The sequence below is a fragment of the Propionivibrio sp. genome, assembly GCF_049316945.1.
Taxonomy (GTDB): domain Bacteria; phylum Pseudomonadota; class Gammaproteobacteria; order Burkholderiales; family Rhodocyclaceae; genus Propionivibrio.
The window spans coordinates 1-10,476 of record NZ_JBMOJE010000148.1 but is presented as its reverse complement, the minus strand read 5'-3'; the positions used below and the strand labels follow the sequence as shown (position 1 = coordinate 10,476).

At 61.0% G+C, this 10,476-nt stretch carries 13 protein-coding genes; 9 read left to right on the top strand and 4 right to left on the bottom strand.

What is annotated here, in order from left to right:
- Together ACOYNV_RS22720 and ACOYNV_RS22715 are read left to right on the top strand one after the other, a co-directional pair.
- Nucleotides 1–1,676 (top strand): autotransporter outer membrane beta-barrel domain-containing protein (locus tag ACOYNV_RS22720; RefSeq protein ID WP_422902089.1); only part of this gene is annotated, 1,676 nt, incomplete at its 5' end.
- A gap of 76 nt (nt 1,677–1,752) precedes the next feature.
- Complete coding sequence (locus tag ACOYNV_RS22715; RefSeq protein WP_422902088.1) at nt 1,753–1,899, top strand: hypothetical protein; 147 nt, start codon at nt 1,753–1,755, stop codon at nt 1,897–1,899.
- A 282-nt stretch (nt 1,900–2,181) separates the two neighbouring features.
- Here the strand turns inward: ACOYNV_RS22715 and ACOYNV_RS22710 are convergent, their stop codons facing one another.
- Both ACOYNV_RS22710 and ACOYNV_RS22705 read right to left on the bottom strand, forming a co-directional pair.
- A complete protein-coding gene (locus tag ACOYNV_RS22710) occupies nt 2,182–2,490 on the bottom strand; it encodes a chaperone modulator CbpM (RefSeq protein WP_422902087.1) in 309 nt (102 codons plus the stop codon).
- Between the two features lie 3 nt (nt 2,491–2,493).
- Entirely contained in the window at nt 2,494–3,459 is a 966-nt protein-coding gene (locus ACOYNV_RS22705) for a DnaJ C-terminal domain-containing protein (RefSeq protein WP_422902086.1), read from the bottom strand.
- 386 nt (nt 3,460–3,845) lie between these two features.
- Here ACOYNV_RS22705 and ACOYNV_RS22700 point away from each other — a divergent pair, with 386 nt between their 5' ends.
- From ACOYNV_RS22700 to arsC, 3 genes are all read left to right on the top strand, one after another.
- Nucleotides 3,846–4,862 (top strand): zinc-dependent alcohol dehydrogenase family protein, encoded by a 1,017-nt coding sequence (locus ACOYNV_RS22700; protein WP_422902085.1) that lies wholly within the window; start codon nt 3,846–3,848, stop codon nt 4,860–4,862.
- Between the two features lie 126 nt (nt 4,863–4,988).
- Nucleotides 4,989–5,639 (top strand): HPP family protein, encoded by a 651-nt coding sequence (locus tag ACOYNV_RS22695; protein WP_422902084.1) that lies wholly within the window; start codon nt 4,989–4,991, stop codon nt 5,637–5,639.
- 146 nt (nt 5,640–5,785) lie between these two features.
- The gene (arsC, locus tag ACOYNV_RS22690) at nt 5,786–6,151 is read left to right on the top strand and encodes an arsenate reductase (glutaredoxin) (protein WP_422902083.1); all 366 of its coding nucleotides are present in this window, start codon (nt 5,786–5,788) and stop codon (nt 6,149–6,151) included.
- A 154-nt stretch (nt 6,152–6,305) separates the two neighbouring features.
- Here the strand turns inward: arsC and ACOYNV_RS22685 are convergent, their stop codons facing one another.
- Nucleotides 6,306–7,562, bottom strand: coding sequence for an esterase/lipase family protein (locus tag ACOYNV_RS22685; RefSeq protein WP_422902082.1), 1,257 nt, complete (start codon nt 7,560–7,562; stop codon nt 6,306–6,308).
- Nucleotides 7,563–7,779: 217 nt separating this feature from the next.
- On the opposite strand from ACOYNV_RS22685, the gene ACOYNV_RS22680 reads away from it, so the two are divergent.
- The 3 genes from ACOYNV_RS22680 to ACOYNV_RS22670 all read left to right on the top strand — a co-directional run bounded on the left by ACOYNV_RS22680 (nt 7,780) and on the right by ACOYNV_RS22670 (nt 9,719).
- Nucleotides 7,780–7,911, top strand: a complete 132-nt coding sequence (locus ACOYNV_RS22680; protein WP_422902081.1) for a hypothetical protein — start codon at nt 7,780–7,782, stop codon at nt 7,909–7,911.
- Between the two features lie 66 nt (nt 7,912–7,977).
- On the top strand, nt 7,978–8,844 hold the full coding sequence (gene ypfJ / locus ACOYNV_RS22675) for a KPN_02809 family neutral zinc metallopeptidase (protein WP_422902080.1): 867 nt from the start codon (nt 7,978–7,980) through the stop codon (nt 8,842–8,844).
- A gap of 17 nt (nt 8,845–8,861) precedes the next feature.
- Nucleotides 8,862–9,719, top strand: a complete 858-nt coding sequence (locus ACOYNV_RS22670; protein ID WP_422902079.1) for a peptidoglycan DD-metalloendopeptidase family protein — start codon at nt 8,862–8,864, stop codon at nt 9,717–9,719.
- 22 nt (nt 9,720–9,741) lie between these two features.
- Here ACOYNV_RS22670 and nikR read toward each other — a convergent pair whose 3' ends face one another.
- Nucleotides 9,742–10,176, bottom strand: coding sequence for a nickel-responsive transcriptional regulator NikR (gene nikR / locus ACOYNV_RS22665; protein WP_422902078.1), 435 nt, complete (start codon nt 10,174–10,176; stop codon nt 9,742–9,744).
- 58 nt (nt 10,177–10,234) lie between these two features.
- Here nikR and ACOYNV_RS22660 point away from each other — a divergent pair, with 58 nt between their 5' ends.
- Nucleotides 10,235–10,447: an ATP-binding cassette domain-containing protein gene (locus tag ACOYNV_RS22660; protein WP_422902077.1), complete on the top strand. Its 213-nt coding sequence runs from the start codon at nt 10,235–10,237 to the stop codon at nt 10,445–10,447.
- Nucleotides 10,448–10,476: the final 29 nt, after the last annotated feature.

The window sequence follows — 10,476 nt, the reverse complement described above, 5'->3', positions numbered from 1 at the left end:
CGATCAATGCAGGTGAGAAGATAAAATCGGGAAGTTATTTCGTAGCCGTTCCTTACGCGGCCCCGGCGAGCGCGATGGGAGCGTTTTCCCTGATTGCCAGCGGCAACAACTTTGCCGTCGGTGGCGCACGCGTGAGTCTGCAGCCGGGCAACCTGTCCCAGTACCCGACGTTACAACCGACCATACCGTCGGTGCAAATGCAGGTTAACGATTTCTTGGCGCGTGGGCTGGTCGATTCAAAAGCGCTCTACGCGCTACTGGGCGGATCGAACGATATTTTTTACCAGGCGGCAACGAATCCAGCGGGCGCCCCTGCGGCGGTGGTGACAGCGGCAAACGATTTCGTCGCGCAGGTCGCGCGCCTGCAGAACGCAGGCGTGCGCAACATGATCGTGATCGGCCTGCCAGACATTGGCAAGACACCCGAGGGTCAATCGCAGGGGCTTGCTGCCGCTACATTTCTAAGCCAGCTTACGGCGACTTATGATGCCACGCAGGCGGCTGGGCTGGCGGGCAAGAACCTGCTCTATTTCGACGGCAACAAGCTGTTTACCGCCATTTTCGCCAATCCGCTGGCCTACGGTTTCACCAATACCACGGTCCCGAAATGTGGCTGGCCCCCTGCCGCCGCGCTGGGTTGCGCAGCGGCCGCCGATGGCTACATGTTTGCCGACGTCGTACATTGGTCCACCAGCCTGCACAAGGTGGTGTCCGACTGGATTTATTCCTCACTTGAAGGCGCGAGCCGCGTCGGCCTGCTCTCGCAAGTCCCGATGGGGCGTTCCGGCGCGCAATGGCGATCGATCGACGGCCGGCTGCGCGAGTTCCAGAACTTCGGCTACCAGGGCCAGGGCTTCTTCGTTACTGGCGACTACGCCTCGTCCGACAAGGACGCCTACGCCGGCCTGCCTTCGGCCAACGGTTCCGGCGGCAGCTTTGTCCTGGGCTATGAAAAGGCGTTCAGTGACCAACTCTTTGCTGGCGCGACGCTCGGTTACGGCAATGCGCCCTTCGACCTGGGCAACAACCTGGGAACTGTGAAATACGACGAATGGGCGCTGTCGGCCTTCGTCTCTCACAAGTCCGGCAATTTCTACGTGAACGCGCTGACCACTTACTTGTGGCTCGATTACGAGAGCAAGCGCAACATTCAGCTCGGACCGTTCAGCACCAGCGAACGCGGCGATACGCGCGGCGGCCAGTTTGGCGTCAAAGGGCAGATCGGCTACAACTTCTTCGCCGGCAACCTGCTGCATGGCCCGCTGGCCGGGCTGGCGTGGGAACAGGTCAAGGTTGACGGGTTCAGTGAAAAGTCGACGAGCGCAACGGCCATGACCTTTGGCGAGCAGACCCGCGAATCGCTGCGCTCACGGCTTGGCTGGCAGGTGGCGGCCGAAACGGTGTGGTCGGGCGCCAAGGTGCGGCCCTACGCGCAGCTTACCTACGACTACGAGCACAAGAAGGATGAGCGCACCTACAGTGCCGGCTTTGTCGGCGGCAACAACGCGCTGCTGATGCCGACTTCCAACCAGACCGGCGGTTACGGCACCCTGCTCGCCGGCGCCACCGCCGAACTCTCAAAAACCCTGCGCCTGGGCGTCGGTGCATCGACGACGATCAGCCAGCCCGGACAACGCAATTCGGCGATCAACGTCACGCTCAGCGCGCCGCTCTGAGTCCAGTTACACCGTTTCCCTTAAGCGCACTGAAATAAAGACAGAGCTGCGCAATCAAGTTCCATGCATAACGCTGGTGAAGCGGCCCTTCACCAGCGATGCCGAAAGAAACGGCTCGTATCGGCCACTGCTGGGCAAGGCCGAGGACGGCGGCCAGATAAAACCTCCAGCCAGCTTCAAACTGTCGCAGGTTGATGAATTTCGAATAGCCAATGCCCCCTGATGGTCGGGGTTTCGGAAAGCGTCGGAGCACCCCTGGTAGTCAGTCAACATGGAGCTGTTGTATAAAAAGCTACGTCATTCCGGGCTTGACCCGGAATCCAGTGGTGCACTACCAGATTCCGGGTCAAGCCCTGAATGACGGGCTATTCATCGGTTTTGCCGTGACTGACTACGAGCGCGGAAAAAACGAACTGCAGATCGTCAGGTTCCCGCCCGTCAGTGCAGATGGCGCGCGATGCTGCTGCTTTCAGCGGATTAAGCCCCCTCCGTCTGCATGTCCGCCTCAGGGAAGCCCCAGCCGTCTTGCTTGTGCCCGCAGTTCGTCCACTTCTTCCAGCAGGTCGGCAACCAGGGCGGCCAGTTCCGGCACGGCGTCAAAATCACGCTCCAGTTGCCGCATGCGGCGGGCTCGTGCCAGCATGCCGTCCGATAGACGCCAGATTCCGGCCATGCTCTCCAGGTGCGGAAAAAGACCCTCGTCGATATGGTGCTGCAGCCAGTCGGGTTCGACCTTGCAGGCTGCGGCTACTTGTTCCAGGGGCAGCCAGCTTTCCTCCAGCAGGCTGCCGATCAGGATTTCGTCGTCGTGCATGGCTCAGGCCCTCCCTTCCCGGCGCGGGTCGAAGGCCAGTTCGCGCGCCATGGTTTCATAAAGCTGCCGCGCCCTGGAACTGTCGGCTGGCGGCAGCACTACCTGGATGTCAAACAACAGGTCGCCAGGCGGGTTGCCCGGCAGGCCTTTGCCGCGCACGCGCAACTGCCGTCCACTCTGGGCACCCTCCGGGATGCGCACCTTGATGCGGCCTTGCGGCAGATCGACGGCCACGATGCCTCCCAAGGCGGCCTCCCAGGGGGCCACCGGCAGGGTGAGATGCAGGTCACGGCCATCGGCCCGGAAGCGCGGGTGGGGGCTGAAATGGACTTCCAGCATCAGGTCGCCGGGCGGAGCGCCACCGTGTCCCGGCGCTCCCTGGCCTGCCAGTCGGATGACCTGGCCTGCATGGACGCCCACAGGAATCTTGACGTTGAGGGTACGGGTGACCAACTGGAGATGGCCCTGGGCATCCAGTTGCGGCACGCGCAAGGTGATCTGCCGGCTGGGGCCGGTAAAGGCATCCTCGATATCGAGCAGAACCTTGGCGTGGTGGTCTTCGCCTCGGGCCTGAAAATGGGCGCCGTGGGGCGCTCGGTGCGCGCCGAACCCTCTCGGCTGGCCCCCCATGCGGCCGAATAACTCGGCAAAGAAATCGCTGAAATCGGCTGCTTCGCCGGGTGAGAAACCGTGGCCGGAAAACTCGAATCCGGCATCCCAGTCCGGTGGCGGCCGGAACTCCTGTCCAGGCTGGTAGCCCCGCCCGAGCTGATCGTAGGCAGCCCGCTTTTCCGGGTCGGAGAGCACGGTATAGGCTTCGTTGATCTCCTTCATGCGCACCTCGGCGTCCGGCTCTTTCGAAACATCCGGGTGGTATTTACGGGCCAGCTTGCGGAAAGCCTTCTTGATGTTTTCCGCCGTCTCGTCGCGGGAAACACCGAGTATCTTGTAGTAATCCTTGAATTCCATTCCTGGCCTCCGCTACAGGTTCTGTATTGGCTGATTTTTCATGTGACAGCAGGTCTGCCAAATAAATTCCATCGGCAAGCGCCCGTGAAAAACCCCGGGAATAACGGGATTCTTTTCCCGGCACCTAGACTTGCATCCGGCATCTGACGGAACCATGTTCAATCACGGCTCAAGCGGTTTGCTGGGCGACCCATGAGTGCAACCGGCTACTCGACCACCACGAAAAAGTTGCATTTCGCATTGGAACTCAGGCGACGGGTAACGGTCGTTAATAAGGCTATGGCATCGCAGCCTGCTGGACCAAAGTGATTCAACATCCCTGTTTTGACCCGGTTGTTGCGCACCTTGAAAGGGCATGAGGTCATGGCGTCATGAAGGAGTAAAAAATGCAACACCCTGTACGTTCCATGCGTGCCATGATTCTTGACCGGCCCGGCTTGCCCCTGCGCATGGCCGATCTACCGGTGCCGCAACCGGGTAACGGCGATATCCTGATCGCCGTGGAAGCCTGCGGTGTCTGCCGTACCGATCTGCACCTGATCGACGGCGAATTGCCGAACCCTTTGCTGCCCGTGATCCCCGGCCACGAGATTGTCGGTCGCGTTGCCGCCTTCGGCACGGGTGTCTCGGGCTTCCTTGCTGGACAGCGCGTCGGCGTACCCTGGCTCGGCTGGACTTGCGGCGAATGTCACTTCTGCACCAGTGGCCATGAAAATCTCTGTGGCACGGCGCGCTTCACCGGCTACCAGATCAACGGCGGCTACGCCGAATACTGCGTTGCCGACGCGCGCTACTGTTTTCCCTTGTCCGACACCGGCGATGCGGCACTTCTGGCGCCCCTTCTCTGCGCCGGCCTGATCGGCTACCGCGCCCTGCGTCTGGCCGGAACCTCGCGCCGGATCGGCATCTACGGTTTCGGTGCCGCCGCCCACATCGTCGCTCAGGTTGCCAAGTTCCAGGGTCGCGACTTCTACGCCTTCACCCGTCCCGGCGATAGCGCCAGCCAGGCTTTCGCCCGCAGCCTCGGTGCGACCTGGGCCGGCGGTTCAGACGAAAACCCGCCGGCGCGACTCGACGCCGCGCTGATCTTCGCTCCGGCCGGAGCACTGGTACCGGTAGCCTTGCGCCATCTGGAGAAGGGCGGCTGCGTGGTCTGCGCCGGCATCCACATGAGCGATATTCCGGCCTTCCCATACTCCATCCTGTGGGGTGAGCGCAGCATCCGCTCGGTCGCCAACCTGACCCGCCGGGATGGACTGGAATTCCTTGCCCTGGCACAGCAGATTCCGGTGCGTACCGAGATTCAGCGCTTTGCGCTGGCTGATGCCAATCAGGCGCTGACGCAGTTGCGGCGCGGCGAGTTCCAGGGGGCAGCGGTTCTGACAATACGTCAGCAGGATTAACCAAGACTTGCGGTAAAGAAGCGCAGGCTTGTGAATTCAACCGTTAGCCGCCCCAATGAATCCGGTGACACGTTGCCTCTGCGGTGATGTATTGTGTTCAGAGGCAGCGCACAAGGAGGCACGTCCATGTTTGCCATCTACGGAATCAGCGGCCCGATCTTTCAAGGCACGCTGGAAAAAATGAACCAGATTCCGCCAGTACTACGGCGCGGCCCGGTGACGCCGGTGCGCCGCATCGGCGACCAGATCGAAACCAGCACCTTCACGGAGGAATTGGCCAACATTACCGCGCCGACCGGTACGGCAGAGAAGGCGGTCGAGGCCTATCAGGAGATGCTGCCGCAGAACCTCGAGCGCGGGCCGCTTTTCCTCGCCAATCAGATCATGCAGCCGCAGGTGATTTCGGTGAATGCCGCCGACGATGTGGCGCGCGCCTGGCAGGTTCTCGTCCAGCACCAGATCCATCAGGCGCCGGTGCTGGACGCCGGCCTGCATCTGGTGGGCATCGTCAGCGAGCGGAACCTGCTGACCACGCTCAATGTCGATGGCGGCCAGGTGCGCGACGTCCTGGCCAGGAGCGTCAGCGATGTGATGACGACGCCGGTTGTCGCCGCTACCCCGATAACCGACATCCGGCGCATTGCGCTGGTGATGCTCGACCGCGATGTGGATGGCGTACCCATCGTCAACGATACCGGTACGCTGCTCGGTTTCATCTCGCGCAGCGACATTCTGCGCGCGGTGGTCACCGATCCGCCGCTCAGCATCTGGCGCTAACGGGCATGGCTTTACAAGGCGCCCCAAATTATGAAAGTCATGCCCGTTTCCCTCACCCCCGACCCCCCGGAGGGCGAGGGGAGATTCGAGAGTCGCTAGCGCGACTTTCGCGCTAAACATCAGACTTCAACTTTTTGGAAAACACCATGACCGACAACACCCTCATGATTTATCACAACCCTCGTTGCTCAAAGAGCCGTGCGGCCTGCGAACTGATCGCCGCCAAGGGCATCGATGCCGAAGTGATCGACTACCTGAGAACGCCACCGAACAAGGAGGAATTGCGCGGCCTGCTGACAAAGCTCGGCATCAAGCCGGCAGAACTTGTCCGTCGCGGCGAGGAAGTGTTCAAGGAACTCTACGCCGGCAAGACGATGAGCGATGAGGATTGGCTTGAGGCGCTGGCTGCCCATCCGATCCTGATCGAGCGGCCGATCGTGGTATGCGGCGCAAAGGCGGTGATTGGGCGACCGACCGAAAAAGTGCTGGAACTGCTCGACGCTGACGATTGAAGGAGGAATGCATTAAATCGGCCTGATAGCCAAGCAGGACGGGGATCTTCGAAGCACATGCCGTTAGAGCCAATGACTATGCGGCTTGCACGGCACACCATCCATAGATCGCCTGTTTGCGCGCACTGCAGGGCAGCGTTGCGCCAAACTTATTTCAAACAGATTGCGTCGGTCTTAGCCACTGCAGCAACTGCCGGGTCACCTCGGGGCTGCTCAGCAAGGCCATGTGGTTGGTGCGGTAGGCGATCGATTGCGACGTTTTCGAAAACACCAGGGTTCGCTGCGCGTCGTGATGTTGCCCCAGTGCGCTGAGCACCGGCACCAGACCGTCACCAATCAGGCGGTCCGCCAGTTTGCTGCGCTTGGCAGCGGTGGTCGCGGCCACGCTGTAGCAGGCCACGCCCGCAGGCAAGGGCAGATGCTGGCGGCTATCGGATTGGCGCTGAAAGCGGTCGTGGCCGTGCCAGTCTTCATCGAGCACGTTGCCGTAACGCAGGTCGGTAATGCCGGCGCTACGCAGTCGGCCAAGCCGGGCGAAAGGCGCCGTGTAAGGCGTGCTGCTCAGGATGACGTCAACCCGGTTGCCGGCCCGTTCCAGTGGCGCACCATGGTGCGGCACACCGAGAAAAACGATGTTCTTCAGGTGCTGCGGCCAGTGCAGGTTCTCTTGCCTGGCGTAATGGACGGCGCTACGGATCAGCAAGCCGCCCATGCTGTGCGCGACTACGGTGAATTCTTCGATGGGTACCGGCCAGTGTGTGGCCAACTGCTCCAGATGAGCCGAGAGTTCGCGCCCATTTTGCGAGGTGTGCAAACCGGAGTTGTAGCGCAAATAAACGGGGGTGTAGCCCAAAGCCGAAGCCAGCGCCTGACCATGGTCGACCGGCTTGCCCTGGTGCTCTGAGTGCCACTGCAGATCGTTCATGCACAGGCCGTGAATCAGCAGCAACACCTTGCCACCAACCTCCGGCATTGACGGCAGCGCCAGCCAGTTCAGCGCTTCGCCCTGATAGCGCAGCGTCATCGGAATGGCAAACGGGTTGCTGCTGGCCAGCAGACGGTCGCCCATCACGCCATTGAGTGCGGCCAGAACCGCTTCGCGCTGTGGCGTTCCGGGCTTGGCCTCCTCGGCTGAATCAAGCAGGGGTTGCAGCCTGACCAACACCGAATCCACGCCTTTGCCCAGTAACTGCGTAACGGCGTGGATGCTTTTGTAAACCAGACCGGTGATGCCGCCGGTTTGCCCCGGCCGCTTCCCGCCGGGAACGCCCAGGATGTTCCATACCGACTGGTGCACGCCCTCGACAATGCGCGTCACGCCCACGGTGGCCTGCACGGCCAGTTGCGCAACGCCCCGGATATCCGAGGTGCGCAAGTGCTTGAGCGGAGTTTTGGCGGCTGGCTTGGTCATGGGCTTGATAGATTAACGCAATCATTGAATCAGTGGAATCCATCGCAATCGGGATCGGTGTTATTAACCATGGACTTGAAGCCGGTTACCCTACGGTGGAGAATGTCGCCCTCAGCATGCAAACCGAGGAAGCGAAATGGCCGGTGGTGGATGGGGTTGCCCCCACGAAGTGAGCGGAACGTGCAGCAAGATTAACAACCTGCCCTGCGACCCCGGCATGAAAGGCTGCGAACTTTTCGGCCGTTATGCGTTCTTTAATGGCAGCAAGAACGCGCGCCTGGAGCAGAAGAAGGCGCGGGCGGCGGCAGTGGTGACGCAAGACGGCGACCTGGACAAAAGCGCTGAATAGTTCCCGCACGGCAAAGGGCTGCTGTTAGCATCGGCAACCCAGTATTCAGCAGACAATGGATGATTCATGCGACTCGATGACCAGGATGAAAGCAGCAACGTAGAAGACCGGCGCGGCTCGGGCGGCGGTGGTGGTGGCGTTGGCTTGGGCGGCATGGGCATCGGCACCATCGTCGTGGCCATCGCCGCCAGCTATTTCTTCGGCATCGATCCATCGGTAATTCTCGGCCTCGCCTCGAACCTCCAGGGCCAGTCGCCAGCGCAAGTAACATCACACAAGCCACCGGCCAATGACGAGATGTCGCGTTTTGTCTCGAAGATTCTTGCCAGCACTGAAACAACCTGGACACAGGTTTTCAAGGAAGGCGGCTCGCGTTACCAGGAGCCAAAGCTGGTGCTCTTCAGCGGCGCCACGCCAACGGCCTGCGGCACCGGGCAATCGGCGATGGGGCCGTTTTACTGCCCCGGCGATCAGAAGGTGTACATCGACCTCTCTTTCTACCGCGACCTCAAGGATCGCTTCCGCGCGCCGGGCGAGTTCGCCCAAGCCTACGTGATCGCCCATGAAGTCGGCCACCATGTGCAGAACCTGCTCGGCATTTCAGACAAGGTGCATCAGGCACAGCAGGGCGCCAACAAGGCGAAAGCCAACGCCTTGTCGGTACGCCTCGAACTGCAGGCCGATTGTTTCGCCGGTATATGGGGAAACCGCGCCGACGCAGCAAAGCACATCATCGAACCCGGCGAGATACAGCAGGCGCTGACCGCCGCTTCGGCCATCGGCGACGACCGTTTGCAGCAGCAATCGCAAGGCCGCATCGTTCCGGAATCCTTTACCCACGGCACGTCCGAGCAGCGCATGCGCTGGTTCAAGCGCGGCATGGATAGCGGCGACCTGCGCCAGTGCGACACCTTCAAGACGGCATCGCTGTAAGCCTGGAATCCTTACCAATGAAATGTTCCACATGGTTCACCACGCGACGGATTGCTTCCGCCCTGTTGCTGCTGGGCTTGGCTTTACCCACCATTGCTCTCGCCCTGCCGAGAGCGTCAAGCGTTCCCGGCGGCGTCGCGCTGATCAAACTGGGCACCGCTTTGACCACCATTCCGCCTCGTGCCTGGTTCGGCGATCAGCGAGTAATGGTTACCGCCGAAAATGGGCAATGGGTAGCCGTGCTTGGCCTGGCCCTTGATCTGCCGGTTGGCAGCCACCAACTGCGCGTCAATGTCGGGGGCGAAGAGAAGATCCTGCCGTTCGCAGTCAGTGCCAAACACTACCCGGAGCAGCGCATCACCCTGAAGGACTCCAGCAAGGTAACCCTTTCGGCCGAGGACGAGGAACGCGCCTTGAAAGAGATCGCCACGATCCAGGGGCTGAAGCGGATTTGGCGCGATGCGGACGCTACCGACAGCAACTTCCTGCTACCGGCCGAAGGGCGGCTGGCCAGTCGCTTCGGCCTGCGCCGCATCTTCAATGGCGAGCCGCGCGCGCCGCATTCCGGCCTCGACGTCGCGGTCCCGCGCGGCACACCGATAAAGGCCAGTGCGCAGGGCAAGGTGCTGGCCGTCGATGACTATTTCTTCAACGGGAAAACGGTATTCGTCGATCACGGTAACGGCTTGATCAGCATGTACTGCCACCTTGATCGCATCGATGTACAGTCTGGTGATTCTGTCGTCCAGGGTCAGCGCGTCGGACTGGCCGGGATGACCGGCCGCGCCAGCGGCCCGCACCTGCACTGGAGCGTGGTGCTCAACGGTGTGATGGTTGATCCGGAGTTGTTCGTCAAGCCACGAAGCCGAAATTAACCAGGATGAGCGCAACGAAGACTCATTTGCGTCGCCATTTGATCTGGCCCGGCTTTGTCTCTATCGGTATTAACTGCACATGGCCATGGCGCACGCCTGTTTCGGCAATCACCGTGTCAGCGAATTCTTTTACCTCGCCGGTTGCCTCTCGCAAGATGACTGTTTCCACGCAATCTTCGTGGCTGATGTGAGCGTGCAAGGTGGCAATGGCCAGGGTGTGGTGGTCGTGCTGCAAGCTGGTCAGGCGTGAGGAAAGCTGGCGCTCGTGGTGATCAAATACATAACTGAGCACGGCCACGCACTGCTTGGCGGCACCACTTTTCAAGTCATTCTCCCCCAACTCGCGACGCAACAAGTCGCGGACAGCCTCAGAGCGGTTGGCGTAACCGCGTCTGCGCATCAGTTCATCGAAGGCGGCGGCCAGGTCATCGTCAAGCGAAATGGTCAGTCTTTGCATGGTGTGCTCCCAATTGGCAGATGAAGAGCATAACCGCCCTGATTCTCTGGTTTCAGCAATGAGCGATTCAGTTTTCGAGCTGGCCGATGTTTCGTACGCTTACCAGAACCATCTGGCGCTGGATGAACTTTCCATGCGCATTCGGCGCGGTGAGCGGGTGGCACTGCTCGGCGCCAACGGTTCAGGCAAATCGACGCTGCTGCGCTTGCTCGACGCACTGTATTTTCCCGCCAGTGGAGAGTTGAAGTGCCCTTTCGGCAGCGCTGCGTGAATTCTGCTGATGTTTATGTTATTGGCTAA